The sequence below is a fragment of the Candidatus Woesearchaeota archaeon genome (assembly GCA_027858315.1).
In the GTDB taxonomy this organism is placed as follows: domain Archaea; phylum Nanobdellota; class Nanobdellia; order Woesearchaeales; family UBA583; genus UBA583.
The window spans coordinates 21,082-42,237 of record JAQICV010000065.1 but is presented as its reverse complement, the minus strand read 5'-3'; the positions used below and the strand labels follow the sequence as shown (position 1 = coordinate 42,237).

Genomic DNA, 21,156 nt, shown 5'->3' with positions numbered 1-21,156 from the left:
TAAATTTATAAATAAATGGAGATTTGTATTTAATGTAATGAAATCAAACTTACAAACTTGATTTTCGATAACAAAAAGGAACTAGATTAAGATAAAGCACAATACCATTATACGGAATTACGCTTACCACTTGAAATCTAGTTCCTATGGAATTCTGGGTTCAAATCCCAGTTCTGCCGTTATAAAAATTCTAATAAATAAATCTGAAAAATTATGAAGCAATCCTTTCTTCTAAATTCTCTGAAGTAGAATCATATCTTTTCAAAGCTTTTCCAACATTGTATGTAGTAAAATCTTCCCTTGAAAATTTTTCATTTAAATAATTTGCAAGAATTTTAGTTTTGACTCTAAAACCATCTCGATATTTTTGTTTAAATTTACTTGCTTTAGAACAATAAACAACAAAATCAATAAGTGGCATCACATCATTTTGACTAGAATAAACTAACTCCTTATTCCAATTTATCAATTTTTTCTTCTCAATACCTAATTTATTTTTTATCCTTTGCAGTTCTATCTCTAAAGACTTTGAACTTCGAGTCGGAAATCCTTCATGAAACTCATCATTTAATTGTTCTGCAATTAAAGCATAATTTGGTCTTGATCCATATTGAAACTCTGGATCTTTAAAATATTTAAAAAAACTAACTCTCTCCCATGGTTGCCAAACAGTAGTGCCATTAATTTTATGTAATTTATGAATATTCTTCTTACCTAATTTCTTCTTTTCTTCAATCGAAATAGCAAAACACCCAACACCTCTATCTCTAGTCGTAATCCCACCATTACCTTTCTTTTCAGAATAAGAATCTCCCAATAATCCCGAATACCCATCATGAAACTCATTTTCTTCAACACCACCTAACGAATTTCTAACTCCAGTTTTCAAAATGCTCAAATTAATTTCACCATAAGTTATTGACTTACCATCAACTCTAAATGCAACCTTATCTCCAACCCTTTCTTGTAAATTTTTTGCTACATCAAATAAGCTACCCTTATACCCCATTCCCAAATTAGGAAAGTGTTTTTGTAACACTAAACCTAACTTATATGTAATCCCTATTACTTCTCGAACATTATTTTTGCCCATAAATCTAAAATTAGCTAATAAAAACCACTTTATAAACACACATAAAATGTTACTACTCTCGCACACATAAAAAACAAATCTTATAAAACAACAATTACTTCCAAATATATAGAAAAATGTTACTAAGTAAAATGCATAGCATCACTTAGTCTAGAAATTTTAAAAAATTTCTCCATTTTTACACTTAGTAGAAAAATGTTACACTTAATTGGAATTGGCGCAAAAAAAGAGCATATCAATCCAGAAATGCTAGAAGCCATAAAAAAATCAGAAAAAGTATTTCTAGAATATTACACTTCATTTTATCAAACAACATTTGAAGACTTATCAAAATATTTAGGAAAAGAACTAACTATTGCAGATAGAGACTTAATTGAGAGTCAAATTGAAGAACAGATTCTTGAACCTGCAAAAAAAACAGACATTGCTCTTCTAATATTAGGCGACCCACTAATTGCAACAACTCATACAGATTTACTTCTAAGAGCAAAGGACATGAATATTAAAACAAAAGTTTACAACAATGTATCAATTGGAAACTATATAACAAGAACTGGACTTCAATTTTACAAATTTGGAAAAATAACTTCAATCCCCTTCTTTTCAGAAAAATTTATGCCAAGAACTCCATATCTAGTATTTATAGACAATCACAGAATTGGCGCACACTCATTATTTCTTCTTGACTTAAATCCTTCAAATGATATCGCATATAAAGGACACGATAAATACCTCGAAGCAAACAAAGCGCTACAGTTTCTACTAGATATACCTAAATTGATGCTTGAGAACGAAGAAATTGAAGAGAAAGAATCCCAAGTAATAGATGAGATTGATGATGCAATAATATGCTCTAGATTAGGCTTTGAGGATGAAATAATATTATATGGAACAATTAAAGAATTAATTGAATACGATAAAAAAGAAATATTAAAAGAACCACTTTGTATAATAATTCCTGGAGACATGCACGAAATGGAAGAAGAATTTTTAAAGCAGTTCAAGATTTAAAAATTCTTCTTCCGACCAAAAATTCTTAAAAAATCACATCAACTAATAACAAAAGTACTGCTGTTGCAATAACAATTGTAATCATAGGAGAAATTGGAGCATCATAATTACTCTCAACAATTTCATTTAAAACTAAAGTTTTATAGATAATTGTATCCTCAGGAATATAAACTTCAGGCAAAGAACTATCAAAAATATCTTTCGGGATTTCATATGAAACCTGCCATTCTTCATCAACGCTAAGATTTAGAATATCCCACCTGTATTTTACATCTTCAAAACCTGAATCAATAAATACTGTATCATCATTTGTTTCAATCACAATTATATCTAAAATATCTACATTTCCAATATTTTTAATTCTAATTATAACTTTAGTACTATTTTCTTGAGGTAGTAATTCTTTTTCAACAATAATTTTTCTAATCTCACCCTCATCATTATAAAAAATATTTAAAGAATTTGAAAATAAATATATACTACTATCATACTCAAGTATAGCAGGTTCTAAATAAATTATATCTGAATCAAATGGCAAAGTTAAATTAGCAAAATATTCAAACAATATACTCTCATCTTTATCAACATCTCCAATATCCAATACTAAATCCGAAATTGAAATAAATTGCTCTGGCAAAAAATCAGTCAATAAAACATTTTTCATATCTTCGTTAGGATTTCTAAACTCTAAATTTATTATTATGCTATCATTTAATCCCATTGATGTCCTAGATGCTGTTTTTTTAAATACAATCTCTTCAATCAAAACACTATCCTCTGAATCTATATCCTCATCTTCATCATCATTACCTCTATTTGAACCAGGTCTTGAAATAGTTACAGACTCCAAATCCCTAACAATATTATTTATAGTTATAACTTCATACTCTATCCAATAAATCAATTTATCATCACTAATAAAATCAATCTCATTTAAAATATATTTTTGATTAGGGTCTAAATAAATTCCTTTAATTTCACTAAGAGTTATACTATCATTAATTATTGCACTCGCATTAGAAACTGTCTTAAAAAGTCTCAAATATTTAAGATTAACTTCAAATTCAGTAGGATTAGTTATTTCAACAATAATATTTCTTCGTGAAAAATTAGTTGTAAGTTGATTTTCCCTTTCTAATTTGTTAAGTTTCGCGTCCCTAAGAGGTTTCAAATCTGCATAAATTGTTTCAAATTCAAAAATAGAACTTAAATTATCTTTAATAAATTTATATTCAAACTGTGTCAAAACTCCATAAATTTCATATTCAAAAGAAAGATTAGTATTTAAACTAAATTTATTACTAAAAATTTGATTTTCATTAAGGCTAATATTTGAAGAATTTATTAATTTAATTGTCAATTTGTTTGTATTATTTAAAGGAACACTCATCTGATAAATTTGATTAACAAGAGAAGGATTCAAAATAGTAATTTTACCAAAAGTCATAACCTCATATTTATTTGAACTCTGTTCAATAAAAGTAGAATTTTCTTCAATTAAAATTTGTGGATTCAATGAGAAAATATTTTGAATCATTAAAGAAAACAAAAATAAAATAAATATCTTTTTAATCATTATAATAATTTTTAATTTACTAGTTTTTAAATTTAACTAGCTCTCCGATAATTAATTTCAAATTCTTTTGAGGCAATATTATATGCATACTTACCCATATTAGGTAAAGGTCTTCTATTCTCAAAAGCCATATACTCAAGCCCTCTCAAGCCAACATAATTATTAGGAGAATACCTATTTATAGGTAAATTAGGAGTAGAATAATTAACTGGTGCAAAATTTTTAGTTGTAATCTCTGGTTTTAAATAAGTAACTTCTCTTGTATCTTGAAAGCTTTGCAAATCAACAATTTTTTTATCCTCTACTACATCTTCTTTAATTTCAAGATTATACTCTGTTTTCAAATCTTCATTAAATCTTAAATTATTCAAAAATACTTCTTTTTCTTGAGACCTTATTAAATCTTCAACATTTGGAATATCTTTACCTAAAAAATCAGAAATAGCAGAATCAGGGTGAATTAAAGCAAAATTATTATTATTTCGTAATACTTCATTTAAAATATAATCTCTTGAAGCTCTTACTGGAAAAACACCATACTTTTCCTTAAAAAGATCTCGTGCATCAATAATTTTGACTTCTTTTTGTTTTTTTTCATCAAAAATCATCCTTTCACTTTTCAACATTCTAAAATTACAAATACAAATAAGTTTATAAATTTTAATTTTAATATATAATCATGTTAAAAAAATTCTTCAAGAAACCAGGATATGAATTATTCCCTAAAATTCTAGCTGTTGATGCAATCATAACAAATGAAGAAGATGAAATCCTGCTAAAAATTAGAACAAAGGAACCAGATAAAAGGAAATGGGAAATAATCGCAGGATATGTACATCCTGAAGAAACACTAAACGATGCTTTAATTAGGGTTACAGAAAGAAAAATTGGAACAAAAGAACTAAAAAATATAGAATTTACTGGAAAATATTATGATAAAATTGGAAGACATATAAATAAAAATTCTATATCATTAATATTCACTGCAAATCTCAAAAAAAATCAAATAATTGAAGATTCCACAATAAAGTGGTTTTCAAAAACAGTAATACCTAGTTTAGATTTAGCTCTTGACAATAAACAAGTACTTGAAGACTATCTAGAATATTCTAAAAAAAATTAATTTAAATTTTTTTCTAATAATTCTATAACTCTTTGTTCATAGGGTGCATTCTTTTCTTCTTCATTTTTAGAAAAATCAAACATTAATAAATCCTTAATCAATTTGACTTTTTTCTCAAATTCTTCAGTTCCCTCTAAATTCTCATTAATAATTCTATCTTCCAATTCTGAAACATTATCTCCAACCAAAGATTCACGAATTTCAACTTCACAACTATTTAATTTGTAAGTATTTTTCAACACTTGAAAAGAACCTTTATCATAAATTGAAGAAACAATTTCATTTAATTTAACATCTAAAACTCTACCTTCAATTATCCCAACAATTTCAAGTAATACTAATTTTTCATTCAAATCATATTTATCAACATCTTCCAAAATTTTATTTTTTGCATCAATAGGATTCAAGCCATCAACATCAATTTTAATATACTCTTTCTCAAAAATATTTAAATCAAATCTCCTAATCTTTAATTCAAAATTTTCAGAATCAAATTCACATAAATTAAACCCTGGAGTCTCTCTTTTTAATTCAGAAAAATTATTTGGAAACATAGCACCAGGATAAGAAATTTTACCTTTATCATAACTAGCATTAATTACACTATGAACATGACCTCCAGCATAAAAATTAAAACCCTTTGGCAAAAAAGAAGAATTAATCTCAGCCTCGACTGCTCTCATAAAATCAGGCTTCAAATCGTTAAGAGTTGAATGAAACATAAACACATTAAAATAATCACTCTTCAAAGTAATCTTCTCTAAATTTTTATATAAATCTTTTTCAAGTTCTCTTCTCTTCCCTAAAATACCATAAATACAAGTTTTAGTTTTCTCATCATAAGTTGGATTTAATTTATATTTTTCTTTTCCAACTAAATCATATTTACAAGTATTAACAAAAACTCCTGAAGCCTCTAGTAATTCTAAAAAACTTTTTCCAGAATCAGAATAATCATGACTTCCACCAATAACATAAATTCTAATTCCTTCTTTTTTAAGTCTCATTATTTGTTCTACAACTAATGTTACAAGTTCAATTGGAGGCATGGCATTATTAAAAATATCTCCACAAATTAAAACAAATTCTACTTTCTCTTCAAGAATTTTATCTGTTGCTTTTCTAAAGGCTAAAAAGTTAAGTTGATTAAGTCTTTTCTCACGAAAAGAACCTAAATGTAAATCGGCAAGGTGGGCAAATTTAAACTTCATATCTATGATTTATATCTAAAACTTTATAAAATATTCTCCTTTAATATAAAGTACTATGATTAAAATTACTTTAAGCGATGGTAGCATAAAAGAATTTAAAGCGGGCATATCAGTCCTAGACATAGCTAAATCTATCTCTGAAGGATTAGCAAGATTGGCAATAGCTGCAAAAATTGACGGAAAACTATCCGATTTAACGACTACCATCACTAAAAATTCTAATCTTGAAATTATTACACCTAAATCTGAAGAAAGTTTAGATGTTCTAAGACACACAACTGGACATGTATTTGCTCAAGCAATATTAAGACTACACCCTGAAGCAAAAATAACTATAGGTCCTGCAATTGAACATGGTTTTTATTATGATGTTGACTGTGAAAAATTAAATGATGAAGAACTTCCTAAAATCGAAGATGAAATGCAAAAAATAATTAAGGAAAAACTTGAAATCTCAATCAACTACAAAACAAAAGAAGAAGCATTAAAATTCTTTTATGATAATCACTACAAACAAGAAATAATTGAGGCAATCTCTCAAGGAAAGGCGCACGAAGATGAAAAAGGTGAAGCAGACCTAGAAGATGGAAAATTCAAATTTTACAAACAAGGAGAATTCGAAGACATATGTACTGGGCCACATTTAACAAATACTGGACTAATAAAAGCCTTCAAGCTAGAGAAAGTAACAAAAGCATACTGGAGAGCGGATGCAAACAATAAACAACTAAATAGAGTCTATGGAAGTGCATTTTGGAAAAAGTCCGAGATGGATGAATACTATACTATGATAGAAGAAGCAAAGAAAAGAGACCACAGAATCATTGGAAAGAAAATGGATTTGTACTCAATCTCAGACTTTGCTCCAGGTATGCCTTTCTTTCACAACAGAGGAATGGTTTTATGGAATGAACTTATGAATTACTGGGAAACAATCCATAAAAAAGATAGTTATGAAATTATTAAAACTCCTATCATGTTGAATAAATCCTTATGGGAAACTTCAGGGCACTGGGAACATTACAGAGAAAACATGTATGAAACAAATATTGACAATGTTGAATACGCAATTAAACCAATGAATTGTCCAGGTGGAATCTTAGTATACAAAACAAAATCTCACTCATACAAAGACTTACCATTAAAATCAGGAGAAGTTGGATTAGTTCATAGACATGAATTATCAGGAGCATTAACTGGATTATTCAGAGTAAGATGTTTTCATCAAGATGATGCTCATATTTTCATGAGAGAAGATCAAATAACTGAGCAAATACTTGGAGTATTAAATCTTGTAGAAAAAACATATAGTATGCTTGGATTAGATTACCATCTAGAATTATCAACTAGGCCTGAGGAAGGTTCAATTGGAACTGATGAGAATTGGGAAAAGGCGGAAACTGGATTAAAAATAGCTTTAGAAGAATTCAAAAAAGGATACAAAATGAATCCTGGTGACGGAGCATTTTATGGACCAAAAATTGACATCCATCTAAAAGATGCAATTGGAAGAACACATCAATGTGGAACAATTCAACTAGATATGAATCTTCCTGAAAGATTTGATATGAATTACATTAATGAGAAAGATGAAAAAGTTAGACCTATAATGATTCACAGAGTAATATATGGATCATTTGAAAGATTCTTAGGAATTCTAATTGAAAATTTTGCAGGAAAATTCCCTCTATGGCTTGCACCAGTTCAAGTTAAAATAATTAATGTTGCAGACAGACATCAAGACTATTGTGATGAAATTAAAACTCAATTAGAAGAAGAAGACTTCAGAGTAGAAACTGATTATTCTAATGAAGGCGTTGGTAAAAAAATTGCAATGGCAAGAGAATTTGACAAACCTAATTACATGTTAATATTAGGTGACAAAGATATTGAGAATAAAACTGTAAGTGTAAGAACAAGAAAATTTGTTGATGGTAAGAACGAAGAATTCACAACAACAATTAAAGAATTTTTGAAAGATATCAAAAAAGAAAGAGAGACAAAAGAAATTAGAGATTAAAACTTCAATTTTTGGTCATTTTTTACCACCCAAAATAACACCTAAATATTATAAAAGTATTTTTCTTAACATTAACTATGCTTAAAAAAACATTCTGTCATACACAAGGAATCTCTAATGAAACTGAGAAAGTCCTATGGGAAAATGGAATTGGAACATGGGAAGAATTCCTAGAAAACTTTGAGAGTATATCTTGTATACCTCAATCAAAATTAGAAAAAATAAAAACGGAAATAATATTCTCAAGAGAACATCTAGAAAATAATAATTTGAAATACTTCCAAGAAAAACTTATTCCAAAAGAACACCACAGACTTGCAAATTATGGGAAAATCGCATATGTCGATATTGAAACAACTGGACTCTCCAAGTATACTGATGAGATTACTATGATTGGAATCTTCGATGGAGAAACTGCTAAATCATATGTATCAGGCCAAGACTTAGAAGAAGCTTATGAAAAATTAAAAGAATTTGACATTATTGTAACATTTAATGGGAAAACATTTGACATGCCTTTCATAGAATACAAATCTAAAATTAAATATGATAAAATACATCTAGATCTAAGATTTATGCTAAAAGAATTAGGACTTGCAGGAGGATTAAAAAAAATTGAAATAGCTTTAGGGATTACAAGAGATGATGAAGTCCAAGGAGTTGATGGATTCGAAGCAGTAAGGCTATGGAGAAGATATAAAAAAGGAGATGAAAATGCTCTAAGAAAATTATTAATCTATAATAAAGAAGATATTGTAAACTTAAAATTCCTTTTAGAATATTATCTAAAAGAGAAAGAAAAAACAAGAACTCCACTCTACAACTTTGCCTAAAAATGAAAGACTTTCAAGAAATAACAAAAAAAACATACAACACTGTAGCAGAGAATTGGGATAAAAAAAGACAATATTATTGGAAACCAGTTGTAGAATTTATTGAAAGTTTTGAAAATAAAAATGATTTAAAATTTTTAGACCTTGGGTGTGGAACAGGAAGACATTTAGAACTTGCTCAAAAAAAAGGCTTTAAAAAAGAAAACATATTCGGATCAGACTATTCTAAAGGACAATTAGAAGTTGTAAAACAAAAAGGATTTCAAACAATTCTCTCTGATATGCAAAATCTAGAAATAAAAGATAAAGAATTTGACTCAATAGTTTGCATTGCAGCGCACCACCATTTATTAGAAAAAAAAACACAACTACAATCTCTAAAAGAGATGAAAAGAATCCTAAATGAAGATGGGAAAATCTTATTGGCAAATTGGTTTCCAGAAAAAGATTTTGTAGACCAGCAAATACAAAAAGGCAAATTTTTATTCGAGAATGAAAATAAGCAAATAGTCAAAGTATTTTTCATTTCTGAAAATAAGAAACATGATAGGTATTATTATTTGTTTAAAGAAACTGAATTAATTGAGTTATGCAAAGAAGCTGATTTTACAATAACTAAAAGAGAATATAACAAAGGTAATCTATATTTAACATTAAACTAAAAACTATTCAATAATTTTTTTAAGAATATCTATAACTTTTTCAAGTCCTTCTGAATCATCAATAACTAGATCAAAAACATTTTCAAATTCTTTTCTTTTCTCTTCTCCTAAAACCTTAGATATATATCCTATCTTAATAACATTATCATAATTATTACACATATTAATATCATGCAAACTATCACCAATTAAAATAACATTACTCTTCTTCTCAATACCATCAAAAACATCCTCTGAATAATCCACTAAACACTCCGCACCTTCATAAGGAGATTTAAACCAATCCTTTAAAACACTTACATCCTTATTTTGTGCATGAATAATTTTATTCTTAATTCCTATAAAATTTCCTTTAGAATCAAATTTCCAAATATTTGATATTACTTTAACTAAAGAGAAATTCAACTCTCTTGAAACCAAGTACTCCTCAATCAAGTTTCCAGTACCAGAAGAAAAAATAAAAAGTGGCATACGATTCTTATTTAATAACTTAACAAATTCATCAAAACAACTTCTAATTTTAATTAAATTTCTTTTAACAACATCATCGACTACTTCTCTATTCATCCCATACACTTTCATAATTTCCCAATGAGACGTCCACCACTCTTCCATGTATTTTGCTTTCTCTTCTTTAGAAATAGTATCATCTAGTTCAATTTTATGGTATTTTGAAAATAATTGTTTTGCTTCATCTGAATATCTCTCATCTAAATATCCTTCATTTCTAAATACAGAGACTGAATTGTTCTCACGAGTATCTACATCTCTATATTGTTTTGTCAGAGTTCCATCAAAATCAGATACAATTTTAATTTTAGAAATCCCTTCTTCCCTAAAAATTTTAATTTTATCATCAATAATCATATTATACCTTAAAATTTAGAATTTAAATAATTATTCCTCTTTGATTTATTCAAAGTGGTTAAAAATTATGTGATAATTTTTATTCTTCTCTACAAAGTCTTTGATATCTCTTTTCTAAATTAGACAAAAATAAAAATTTAAAACTATTTTTCCCAATTTGGTTCTTCTGTTCTCTAGCAGAACTAATGAAAACTCCCAATTCTCTTGAAAATCTAGTTTCTTGTAAGTACTCTGAAATAATTTTCAGATCTTCTTCAATTTCATCTAAAATATCATTAGTTATATCTGCAGAATTGTAAATTTTATTAATTAAATTCCTGATTAAAACTTTAGTTTCATCCTTATTCATAGTAACAAAGAATAATCTTCGTTTTAAAAGAATTACTAAAAGTCAATCAAACAAAACTTTATAAAATCTATATAGGAAATTATATATATTATTAATAAAAAATGTATGAATTAATTATTTCTGAAAAACCACAGGCAGCAGAAAAGATTGCAAAAGCACTTGCAGACTCTTCTCCTAAGAAAATAAGAGAACACAATGTAAACTATTTTTCCCTAACACACAAAGGTAAAGAGATTAGAGTAGCCTCAGCAGTAGGCCACTTATACATCCTTGGAGAAAAGGGCGGAGAATCTTGGGAATATCCTATTTTTGATACAGAATGGAAACCTATATTCAAAGTAAACAAATCAGCTGGATACACTGCAGACTACATAAGACTACTTACTGACTTAGGAAAAGAAGCTAATGAAGTAACAGTAGCTGCCGACTTTGATATCGAAGGAGAAGTTATTGGTTTAAATGTAGTAAGATTCGCATTAGGAAGAAAGGATGCAAATAGAATGAAATTTTCATCTCTAACAAAAGATGCATTAGTTAAATCCTATGAAGAAAAACAAGACCATTTAGAATGGGGTCAAGCAAAAGCAGGAGAAACTAGACATAACCTTGATTGGTTCTATGGTATCAATCTATCAAGAGCTTTCACTCAAAGTATCAAGAAAGGAACAAACCAATTTAAAGTTCTCTCAACTGGAAGAGTACAAGCTCCAGCACTTCATTTCCTAGCCAATAGAGAAAGAGATATTGCTAAATTCATTCCTGAAGCATATTCTGAAATATATTTAGATGGACTTTGTAAAGATACTCCTATTAAAGCTCAATATGAAGATGAAAAAAATACTACAATTTCGAATAAAACTAAAAAAGTAGAAAAAAGTAAAATCTTTGATGAAGAATTTGCAAAGAAAGTTGCTCAAGAAACAACTGGAAAGGATGGTAAAATTACTGCAATTGAGGCTAAAAAATTTACGCAAGCAGTACCAACTCCTTTTGATTTGACCTCACTTCAAATGGAAGCATCCACAATGCTTGGATATTCTCCTAAAAGAACTCTTGAGATTGCTCAAAAGTTATATATCGAAGGAATTACATCATACCCTAGAACATCTTCCCAAAAACTTCCTGCTGAATTAGAATTAAAGAAAGTAATTGAAAAATTAGCTGCCCAACCTATATATAGAGAAAAAGCAAAAATTGTTCTTGAAATAAATCCTCAAATCAAACCAAATGAAGGTAAGAAAACAGACCCAGCCCATCCTGCAATTCATCCAACTGGAGAAGTTCCTAAGAAATTAGAAGGACAAGAAGCAAAATTATACGATTTAATTGTTAAAAGATTCTTCTCAATATTTGGTAAACCTGCAGTAAGAGAAACTAATACTGTTAAAATCGATGTAAATTCTCACCAATTCATGCTAAAAGGAACAAGAACTCTTGAAAGAAACTGGCATGACTTATACGAGCCATATTTAAAATTTGAAGAAGTAGAACTTCCAACACTAGAAAATGGAGCTCAAGTAATCAATAAAGGAATTGACAAAGTTGACAAAGAAACTTCTCCTCCAAAAAGATATACTGACGCATCAATCATTAAAGAACTAGAGAAAAGAGGTTTAGGAACAAAAGCAACCAGAGCTGAAATCCTGTCAAGTTTAAGAGATAGAGGGTATGTTGTTGACAAATCCATAAAAGTAACTGAATTGGGGCTTGAGATGGACGATGTGCTAAAAAAAGAGACTCCTGATCTAATTGATGAGAAACTTACCAGACAATTCGATGAAGAAATGGAAGCAATCAGAGAAGGAAAAGCAACTCCAGAAAATATTTTAAAGATTGCTAGAACTAAATTAGAAAAAGTTCTTGGCGACATTAAAAAAAATGAAGTTGATATTGGACAAAAACTTGCCAAAGCTTCAAAGATTGTAGAAGTTGAAAGAGCAACAGTTGGAAAATGTCCTAATTGTGAAAATGGAATCCTAATGATCAGATCTGCAAAAAAAACAGGACAAAAATTTGTTGGATGTAATGGGTATCCAGAATGTAAAACAATATTCAAACTCCCTCAAGTGCCTGTAGTTAAAACTTTAACAGACCAACCTGATGAAGAGGGAAATATCTTTGTATTTGCAGGAAAATCTGAAGGGAAAATGAGAAAAGTATTAATTAATCCTAAACCTGAAGATCTTGCCAATATGCCAAAAACTTACAAAGAAGAAGGAATGACTTGTCCAACATGTGAAAAGGGTCAAATGGCTCTTAGAAAAAGTTTCTATGGTGAATTTTTAGGATGTAATAATTATCCTGAATGTAAAACAATGATGAAAATAACTCATGGTTCAGTGGACACAACTCCAATTAGTCCTAAACCTAAAAAAGCTCCTGCTAAGAAAAAGGAACCAGCAAAGAAAAAAGCGCCTGCTAAAGAAACTAAATCTAAAAAAGAATAAAAAATAAAATTTTATTTAACTAAATGGTAGGATAATATCTTTGCTCTCTCTTCTGCATCTTTATTAGAAGCAATGAATTTAATACACTCACTTCCATTGTACAAAGGATTAATTGTTAAAACTAATGTGTTCTCACTACATTCACCATCAAAAACTTGATTATAAACAATATCATTAGCTCTTAAACTTTTTTCAATTAAATATCTAGCATTTGATGAATTAAAATCTGAATCTACATAAAGATTAACATAACTAAGTTCTTTTAATTTTCTTGCAATTCCTGCTTCAACTAAAGCAGCATCATAACCATCAATTGTGTTATAAACAAACTGTTCTCCATTTTTAACTGTACCATAATAAAGCTCTCCTGTTTGAGGATTTTGAAAATTTTGTCCAAAAGCAATATCGCTACCATCTCCAGAACTTGAACTTCCACCAGACCCACTAAGGGCAAATCCAAACATGGAAAAAACCATGATAACTAAAAGAACAATACTTGGAATTAAAACTTTATTCTTCTCTTTCTTCTCAATTCTACCTTTTACAATTTCTTTATTATTTTTACTCATTTTTTTATACCCACTCACCCTTATTTGCTAAAACTGCATCTCCAGAAGTTTTTCTAGCATTAGATAAAAACCTTTGTTTAAAATCATTATCAGGTAAATCACCATTCTTTTCTTCACGATAACAACTCTTTCTTTCTAATAAAAAATCTTCCTCTACGTCAATATCAAACAAAGCTTGCATAAAATTATCCATAATTTGTTTTGCTTCTTTTTTAATCTCTTCTTTATCGACCATAAAAAAATAAAGAATAATTTATTTAAAAACCTTTAGAATATATTAAATATATTAATTAATAAAATCACACTTATATTCAACACTATTATTTTATCTATCAACAAACAATTTCAGCTTTAAATTCACCTTGTCCACCAAAATCAAAACTACAAAAAGGCAAAACATTAGTCTCAACCTCTTCAGCATCAATAATTACATAATCTTCAAGTGAATCATTATTGATAAATGAAGTCTTCAAAAGTAAAATAGTACTCTTTGAACCAGTATTCTCCATTATCAAATTAATGTCCTCAACAAAATCATCACTTGGAATTATTGCTAAATCTCCAAACTCAAAATTTACATCAACAAGACACATACTATTAAAAAAATTATTTTTAAAATCAATAACTTTAACCGTACCTTTATTGAGAGGATCATCACAATACTCAATTGAATCCTTAATATCATTCATTATTTCAATTCTATCGTTTTCATTCAATACATCTTGAACAAGAAAAATCTTTTGAAAACCAAAAATTAAAATCCAAACAAAAATTATAGCCATAAAAACATAAAATAATGTCTCAATTCCTATCTCCGATTTCTTAGTTTTTTCCACTCTACTTCATCAACTCCTTATATACAATAACTATAAAAACCATAACAAAACTAACTGCTGTTACAATTAAAATATACTCAATACTCTCAAAAACAAGAAGTGCAACCATTCCCAAAATCAATATTGTTAAAACATTAATCCACATAAACCAATGCCTTGTAAAAAGTTCATATCCCTCAGTTCCTAAAATTGGAATAATTGTGAAAAATGCAATCCAGTACAATGCAAAAATAAACCCATTATAAAAACTAGCACCAATTAAGCTATAAAAAGCCTTAAGGAAAAGTCCAAATATAAAATAAAATAAAAATCCTGCAAATAAAACCTTAGCATACCTATAATCAGTAATATTAAAAAAGGCCTGACTCTCATAAAATTTTTTAACACCTAAATGTCTGTGCTGTATCTTTTTTTTATCATAAATCCAATATGAAGGAAAAATCAAAAGACCAAGTGTCAAGATATATAAAATAATACCCATAACTGGCATAGGAATACCTTTTATTTTTTTAATCTCTTTAAGACCTACAAATTTTTGCGCTGAATCCGTAGTATAAGACAATTTATCATAATTTCTCAAATGATACCTATCAAAATATGTAAGTTTTAAACTTAGCTCAAAACCATTTCGATAAGCAATATATTTCATAAAAAGAAGTCTCAACATAAATAATATAATCAAAAAACTAAAAAATGAAACAAAAACCCTAAAAAATGAAATTTGTTCAAAACTAAATCTTGCAAAAGTTAAAGAAAACAAAAGTGCTAAAACTAAATTAATAATCAATAAATCTCTCAACTCTTCAATTTTAAATCTAACATAGTCAAAAATCATAATAAAAATACTACAATAAATCTTTATAAACTTTTATTTTATTGTTTTGGAATAAACAAAACAATGACTGAGAATTATTTCATATTAATTATGTAAAAATTTATAATAAACAACAAATACTCATTAGTATAGAAAATGAAACAAGGTAAAATACTAAGTATTGCGTTGTTTAGAAATTTTTAAAAATTTCTTCATTTTTATATATAGTAGAAAAATGAAACAAGGTAAACCTTCTCAAATAAAAGAAACAAAACTTAAACCAATTCTACCAGTACTCAGAGAGAAAAAAAGATTCATTAAAATAAAACTTGAATCAAAAAAAAAATATGATTTTAAAACATTATCATACTCACTAAACAACCAAATATTATATTATCTTGGTGCAATTGATTTTGGAAAAGGAGGAGTTTGGATACTAAAAGACAAATTCAATTTTGAAGACCAAACTGCAATAATTAAAGTATCAACAAAATTTAAGGACAAAACTCTAGCTGCACTTACACTAATAAACAAAATAGACAATGATGAGATAAAACTTGAAATAATAAGAATCTCTGGAACTCTAAAAGGTGTTGAGAAATAAACTAAAGAATAAAAACAAAAAATATTTTCAATTTCTGAGAATCTCTATTTTATCATTAGAAATTCTAATAGTAACATCTTCTCCTTCCATAAATTTAGACATCTTATACACAAATTCAGGGAGTACAATTTTATTATTCCTAATAATTAGTTCAGTCTCAATATCTCTAGAACCAATCTCTGAAACACCCAAATCTGACATCATATCCTTAGTTTTAACTTTATCTTTTCCAGTCTTTAACTTCTCAGTTTCCTCAAACAAATATTTTGCCATCTCACCAGCAATATTTTTTTTTGTAACTTCAGTAATTTTTTGAAGACCAGGAGAAGTATTAATCTCTAAAATAAGTGGACCATAATCACTCTCAATAATATCTACTGCGCAAATTCCTGCTTTAATCATCTTTGCAGACTCTAAACACATACTCTTAATTTGACTAGTCACAACATAAGGTTCTGCATTCCCACCTTGATGAGCATTTGCCCTAATCTCACCATCCTTTGCAATTCTCCTCATAGAACCAATAATCTTATCACCAGCAACAATAACTCTAATGTCAGATCTAATATCAATATAATCTTGAATAATTGCAGGTTGCTTAAATATATCTAATGCATCAATCATTGAAGAAGCAGACTGATAACTCTCAGTAAAAATTACTCCTTTTCCATGCGTTCCTGTAGGGAATTTTAAAATCATTGGATAATTAAGAGTCTTCAAAAATTGTTTAGTCTCAGAAACCTTTGCAGCAAAATAAGTTCCAGGCATTTTTAAATTCTTATTCTTTGCAAAAAATAACTGAGTCATAAATTTATTATGAGCAATAATATGTGCATTAGAATCAAGAGGAACAAAACATTTATCCTTAAAAACTTCACTTAAACCATACAAAAGAGTAGAATACCTATAACTCCCTTTCATATACAAACAGTCATACTCCTTTAATGGTTCTCCATCACACAATACAGTAGTTTTCGTATCAAGTTTGATTTCAATCTTTCTCAAATCAATATGATCAACAACATCAAAATAATTTTTAGCCTCCTCTAAAAGCATCTTAGAAGAAACACTTCCCAAACTAATTAGACCAAATTTTAATCCCATTTTATAAATTTGACATACCAAATTTTAAAATCGTACCGAAAGAATCATAATTCTTGACTGTACCATCTTTAATATTAAATTATATCTTTAATCCTTTAAAAAACTATTGAAAATGAAAATTTATTATTTATTGTTCTTAAAAAAACAATGACTATAAATTGAATTTTAATACAATTTATTATTTATTTGGATCAATCAAAAATCCTTCTCTCTTCAAAATATCTTGTCCAATTAAAATTTTATATTTAAGATTAGTCCGATTAGCAATTGTAATCTTCTCATGAAAAATTTTACCTTGAAACTCAATATCAATCATAACTGTAGGCCTTCTAACTCTCCCTAAAGCAGACCTAATTATTTTATGAGATACTATCTCCTTAGAACCCAATTTAAAAGCTATACTCTCATCAATTGAAGAAGAATCCGCACCAGTATCAATCTTTGCTTTATACTTCTTACCTTCTAAAATAACTGTCTCAACAAGACCAATCACCAACCTCTCTTTTTTTTTTACCATTTTAACAAAATCTCCTTATATTTTTTAAAATTGTTCCGAAGAAATTATTTTTAATTCCTTGGGTACAAAAAATCTTTGATTGTTGAATTTTTGACTGTACCATTTTAGATATTTGCTAAATCAAGCATCTCTTGTGGAGACAAGTCCTGAGAGGGATTTGATGACTGTTCTTCTTCATTACCATGAGTATTTCCTTCCTCAGAATAATACGCGCCAGGAGTTGCTAAAATTATTGTAGCTCCAACATTCTCATAAACACTATCATCAGAGTAAAATGCAGCAATAGCTATTCTAAAATCTGTTGCATCTTTATTTGTCAATTCAATATCAAAATTATGAAAATCAGCCCCAACTCCATTTTCATCAACATTAGTAACATTTAACAATAATTCTTTTTCTTTCTTTCCATTAGCAACATAAGACATAGCAACTACAAATTTAATTGCTTCATCCTCAGGAGCATGAATATAATATGAAAAAGAAACCGCAGTAAAATTATCAGGAGTAACTTCTGTCCTTTTTGCTCTCAAATCTACAATAACATTAAGACAAGGATTTGAAGGATCATTCTCTTCAAAATCAGGATTATCCAAACAACCATACTTTGTTGCAGTACCAGCACTCTCAATTGTCTTATCTAAATATCCTTCAATTTTTGCTTCACAAATTCCAGCAGGAATTTCTTGACCTAATTTACCTAAACCAGAATAATCAGCCTCTGCACCAAACAAGGTTTTAGCTGCATCAAGTGCTTTAGGATCAGACTGTGTTAAAGCGCCCATAAGAGAAACCATACCAACACTATATGTATGTTGTTCATATTGCTCAATTGCTTTTTGACCAGCTATTGCTTTTATGCAAGTTGGATCCATAAATGCCCCATCAGGACAAGCAGCCTCAACTGCTGCATCTGCTTTTTCTTGGCAATCTACTAATCCTTTACAACTTTCAGCATCTAAAGTTCCCAAAAAATTATTATATAAAGCATCATTATAACCATCTTTATCCAAAGCTTTACCCTCAGATTGAAGTCCAGTCCCATCTTTAATAACTGCAAGCTTCTCTAGCTCAGAAGTAAAAAACTCATTACAATCTCCTTTAATCTTATTTTTTGTACAATAATTCTCAATATTTACTTTATTGTTATCAATACAAGTTTTTACAGTCACTGAATTACAATCAAATGTTACGCCTTCGACATCTTTACCAAAATAACCTAATGTTTTAGATTCTGAGCCTATAACAATACCATCACTAGGCATAACTACAAAATCCGATTTAATTTTATCAATACTAGTTTTTAATCCATTCAAATAATTCTCTTTAGTATTTTGTCCATCTGAGACTGAACACCACATAGAACCAAAAAAACCATCACAATCAGTCTTTTGAATTTTTGTAAGTGCTTCTCTATAATTTTCAGCATCAGCTAAAGCTTCTCCTGATTGATAACCAAAATTTGAAATATCTCCCACAGTCCATTTAACAGTTCCATCATTAATTAAACTAAAAGCTAAATCTTGTGCCAATTGTTTCGCTGTCTCTTGTTCTGATGTTAAAGGCTGAGTCTTTGTGCTTTCAGCTAAAGCAACATCAAATAAAGATTGACCACATTTTTCAGAATCTCCTTTACATAAAGCTTCAATCTTGGAATAATCAGTTTCCATTATTCCTACATTAAGGGCATCTTGCGTATATTTCAAAGCTTGTCCCATCATTGCATCAGCCAAAACTTTATTTGTCACGCCTTTGTAAATTGTACTTAAATCATCAAATATTAAATTATTCTCTATCAATTTAGTTGCAATAGATTCTATAGAACTTTGAGGCAAATTTTCTATATTTCCAAAAATCAATAAAGACTCAGTTGGTAAATTTCCTATTTGATCACTAATATCTTTTCCTTTCAAAGCATTAAATACTAATTTATCTTCTTCAGGCAACTTATCATCTATTTCAAAACTTGGTTTATTTAATAAGATATTACTATAAGTTTTAATTTTAGCTTCTAAAACTTTAGGATCATAATCAGGTAGTGCAGAACCATCTAATTTCACCGGAACTAAATAAGTACCTATAACTATTCCTGACTTGTCCTTATATTCAACTATTTGACTTAATCTTGATTCAGATTTAGGATCATAAGAATACCCATTAGGACAATTTTTTTGAGTTTTAGCACAAGTCTCTAATTGTTTTGTTAAAGATGTTTTTTCTTCTGCTTTAAGTTCTGCTGCTGATTGTTGTGAATTAGTTTCTTGAACTAAATTTTCATCTTCTAGATTTGAAGCTCTAGATTTAGGTTCAACTTTCACAATATCATTCTTTTCAAATTCATCTAAAACTCTTGCAGCCTGAGAGTTAGTTAGAATCAATGATTTATCTGTAGAAACAAGTACTTTTTCATTATCTCCACTAATTGATACTTCTCCAGTTTTTTCATCAATACTAGCAACTCCTCCCAATAACTCTTGAGTCCCTTTAGTTACTATTAATTCCTCTTCTCCATTTTCAAATGATTTTTTAACAACAGACTGTCCTTCTTCATCAGAATTTAAATGATAATACATTGCTTCTAAATCTTTTTCACCTAACTCTTCAAAAACTTTCAATCCTTCTTCTCTGTCTGCATTATCTAAATTTGTTGCAATTGCTTTATTAGTCTCCGTTGCAGAATCGGGCATTTCAGACACAGAGGTCCACCACCAGGCAATTCCACTACTATACTCCCACTCTCCATTTTCCTCATTATATTTGTAATCAACATCAAAATCTCTTCCAGGACTATCTACGACAATTTTATCTATTCCTGCAACAGTTTCAGTTTTTTCATCATTATTTTCCATATCTGCAAATTCTCCAGTATTTGTCCATTCATCCTCACCATCTGAAATTTTAATCTCTGGACTAATTGGAGGAACATAATGTTTAGTTGTATCAAACTCACTAGCCTCTGCATTTGAAACAAAAAAACCAGTAGTTGCCTTATAAATATTCCAAGAAAGTGACTGTTCATCAGCAGAAATAGGAATATTCTCATTATAAGTTCCTAAATTTTCATTTGGAATATACCACGAATTTACCTTTTCAACATTAAAAACTATATCTTCATTATCACCAATTTTAACTGGAGAATATTTATATTTATCTCCATCAACAGTCTCAAATTCAAAACTTTGAGAATTAATCAACATACCACTATTTTCTATGATAGATAAAGATTCACGAACATTAGATAAAGTTGTAGTTTCACCTTCAGATGCTTTAGTAAATTGAGTGCCTGTAGTTTCATCATAAAACCTACTATAATAATCTGTTGGCATCGTAAATATACCTTCAGTTTCCCCTGGAATCATCTCCAAATAAGTATTATCGTACCTACCAGTATTAATTAAATCCTCTCCAAAAACGGATCCAAATAAACTAAAAAATAAAATTAAAATTAGAAATAAACTAAAAACTCTCTTTATCGCATTTAACATATAGATTTTACTAAAATAATTGTTTAAATTAAATTGTT

The 21,156-nt window shown here is 28.6% G+C and carries 20 protein-coding genes; 7 read left to right on the top strand and 13 right to left on the bottom strand.

Annotation, left to right across the window (positions count from 1 at the left end; genetic code table 11):
• Nucleotides 1-211: 211 nt before the first annotated feature.
• Nucleotides 212-1,093 (bottom strand): hypothetical protein, encoded by an 882-nt coding sequence (locus PF569_06290; protein ID MDA3855846.1) that lies wholly within the window; start codon nt 1,091-1,093, stop codon nt 212-214.
• A 195-nt stretch (nt 1,094-1,288) separates the two neighbouring features.
• Here PF569_06290 and dph5 point away from each other — a divergent pair, with 195 nt between their 5' ends.
• Nucleotides 1,289-2,104 (top strand): diphthine synthase, encoded by an 816-nt coding sequence (dph5, locus tag PF569_06285; GenBank protein ID MDA3855845.1) that lies wholly within the window; start codon nt 1,289-1,291, stop codon nt 2,102-2,104.
• Nucleotides 2,105-2,129: 25 nt separating this feature from the next.
• Here dph5 and PF569_06280 read toward each other — a convergent pair whose 3' ends face one another.
• A complete protein-coding gene (locus tag PF569_06280) occupies nt 2,130-3,680 on the bottom strand; it encodes a hypothetical protein (GenBank protein MDA3855844.1) in 1,551 nt (516 codons plus the stop codon).
• A 32-nt stretch (nt 3,681-3,712) separates the two neighbouring features.
• Nucleotides 3,713-4,306: a hypothetical protein gene (locus PF569_06275; protein MDA3855843.1), complete on the bottom strand. Its 594-nt coding sequence runs from the start codon at nt 4,304-4,306 to the stop codon at nt 3,713-3,715.
• A 53-nt stretch (nt 4,307-4,359) separates the two neighbouring features.
• On the opposite strand from PF569_06275, the gene PF569_06270 reads away from it, so the two are divergent.
• Nucleotides 4,360-4,803 carry an NUDIX hydrolase gene (locus PF569_06270; GenBank protein MDA3855842.1) on the top strand — a complete coding sequence of 148 codons (444 nt, stop codon included), beginning with the start codon at nt 4,360-4,362 and terminating at the stop codon, nt 4,801-4,803.
• Here the strand turns inward: PF569_06270 and PF569_06265 are convergent.
• Nucleotides 4,800-6,014, bottom strand: coding sequence for a DNA repair exonuclease (locus PF569_06265; protein ID MDA3855841.1), 1,215 nt, complete (start codon nt 6,012-6,014; stop codon nt 4,800-4,802). The genes PF569_06270 and PF569_06265 overlap by 4 nt on opposite strands.
• A 55-nt stretch (nt 6,015-6,069) precedes the next feature.
• On the opposite strand from PF569_06265, the gene thrS reads away from it, so the two are divergent.
• From thrS to PF569_06250, 3 genes are all read left to right on the top strand, one after another.
• Nucleotides 6,070-8,034 (top strand): threonine--tRNA ligase, encoded by a 1,965-nt coding sequence (gene thrS, locus PF569_06260; GenBank protein ID MDA3855840.1) that lies wholly within the window; start codon nt 6,070-6,072, stop codon nt 8,032-8,034.
• Nucleotides 8,035-8,111: 77 nt separating this feature from the next.
• Nucleotides 8,112-8,867, top strand: coding sequence for a ribonuclease H-like domain-containing protein (locus PF569_06255; protein MDA3855839.1), 756 nt, complete (start codon nt 8,112-8,114; stop codon nt 8,865-8,867).
• Between the two features lie 2 nt (nt 8,868-8,869).
• A complete protein-coding gene (locus PF569_06250) occupies nt 8,870-9,529 on the top strand; it encodes a methyltransferase domain-containing protein (GenBank protein MDA3855838.1) in 660 nt (219 codons plus the stop codon).
• Nucleotides 9,530-9,532: 3 nt separating this feature from the next.
• On the opposite strand, the gene PF569_06245 is transcribed toward PF569_06250, so the two are convergent.
• Both PF569_06245 and PF569_06240 read right to left on the bottom strand, forming a co-directional pair.
• Nucleotides 9,533-10,396: a hypothetical protein gene (locus PF569_06245; GenBank protein MDA3855837.1), complete on the bottom strand. Its 864-nt coding sequence runs from the start codon at nt 10,394-10,396 to the stop codon at nt 9,533-9,535.
• A 79-nt stretch (nt 10,397-10,475) separates the two neighbouring features.
• A complete protein-coding gene (locus tag PF569_06240) occupies nt 10,476-10,745 on the bottom strand; it encodes a hypothetical protein (protein MDA3855836.1) in 270 nt (89 codons plus the stop codon).
• Between the two features lie 101 nt (nt 10,746-10,846).
• Between PF569_06240 and topA the strand changes: the two genes are divergently transcribed.
• Nucleotides 10,847-13,192, top strand: a complete 2,346-nt coding sequence (topA, locus tag PF569_06235; protein MDA3855835.1) for a DNA topoisomerase I — start codon at nt 10,847-10,849, stop codon at nt 13,190-13,192.
• Between the two features lie 11 nt (nt 13,193-13,203).
• On the opposite strand, the gene PF569_06230 is transcribed toward topA, so the two are convergent.
• The 4 genes from PF569_06230 to PF569_06215 form a co-directional block, all read right to left on the bottom strand.
• On the bottom strand, nt 13,204-13,761 hold the full coding sequence (locus PF569_06230) for a hypothetical protein (protein MDA3855834.1): 558 nt from the start codon (nt 13,759-13,761) through the stop codon (nt 13,204-13,206).
• A gap of 4 nt (nt 13,762-13,765) precedes the next feature.
• Nucleotides 13,766-13,996, bottom strand: a complete 231-nt coding sequence (locus tag PF569_06225; GenBank protein MDA3855833.1) for a hypothetical protein — start codon at nt 13,994-13,996, stop codon at nt 13,766-13,768.
• 97 nt (nt 13,997-14,093) lie between these two features.
• Complete coding sequence (locus tag PF569_06220; GenBank protein MDA3855832.1) at nt 14,094-14,597, bottom strand: hypothetical protein; 504 nt, start codon at nt 14,595-14,597, stop codon at nt 14,094-14,096.
• Nucleotide 14,598: 1 nt separating this feature from the next.
• Nucleotides 14,599-15,432 carry a hypothetical protein gene (locus tag PF569_06215; GenBank protein MDA3855831.1) on the bottom strand — a complete coding sequence of 278 codons (834 nt, stop codon included), beginning with the start codon at nt 15,430-15,432 and terminating at the stop codon, nt 14,599-14,601.
• A gap of 214 nt (nt 15,433-15,646) precedes the next feature.
• Here PF569_06215 and PF569_06210 point away from each other — a divergent pair, with 214 nt between their 5' ends.
• Nucleotides 15,647-16,015 carry a hypothetical protein gene (locus tag PF569_06210; protein ID MDA3855830.1) on the top strand — a complete coding sequence of 123 codons (369 nt, stop codon included), beginning with the start codon at nt 15,647-15,649 and terminating at the stop codon, nt 16,013-16,015.
• Between the two features lie 27 nt (nt 16,016-16,042).
• Here the strand turns inward: PF569_06210 and PF569_06205 are convergent, their stop codons facing one another.
• From PF569_06205 to PF569_06195, 3 genes are all read right to left on the bottom strand, one after another.
• A complete protein-coding gene (locus tag PF569_06205; protein ID MDA3855829.1) occupies nt 16,043-17,119 on the bottom strand; it encodes a RimK family alpha-L-glutamate ligase in 1,077 nt (358 codons plus the stop codon).
• A gap of 178 nt (nt 17,120-17,297) precedes the next feature.
• On the bottom strand, nt 17,298-17,636 hold the full coding sequence (locus PF569_06200) for a RimK/LysX family protein (GenBank protein ID MDA3855828.1): 339 nt from the start codon (nt 17,634-17,636) through the stop codon (nt 17,298-17,300).
• A 104-nt stretch (nt 17,637-17,740) separates the two neighbouring features.
• Entirely contained in the window at nt 17,741-21,118 is a 3,378-nt protein-coding gene (locus PF569_06195; protein ID MDA3855827.1) for a hypothetical protein, read from the bottom strand.
• Between the last annotated feature and the right edge of the window lie 38 nt (nt 21,119-21,156).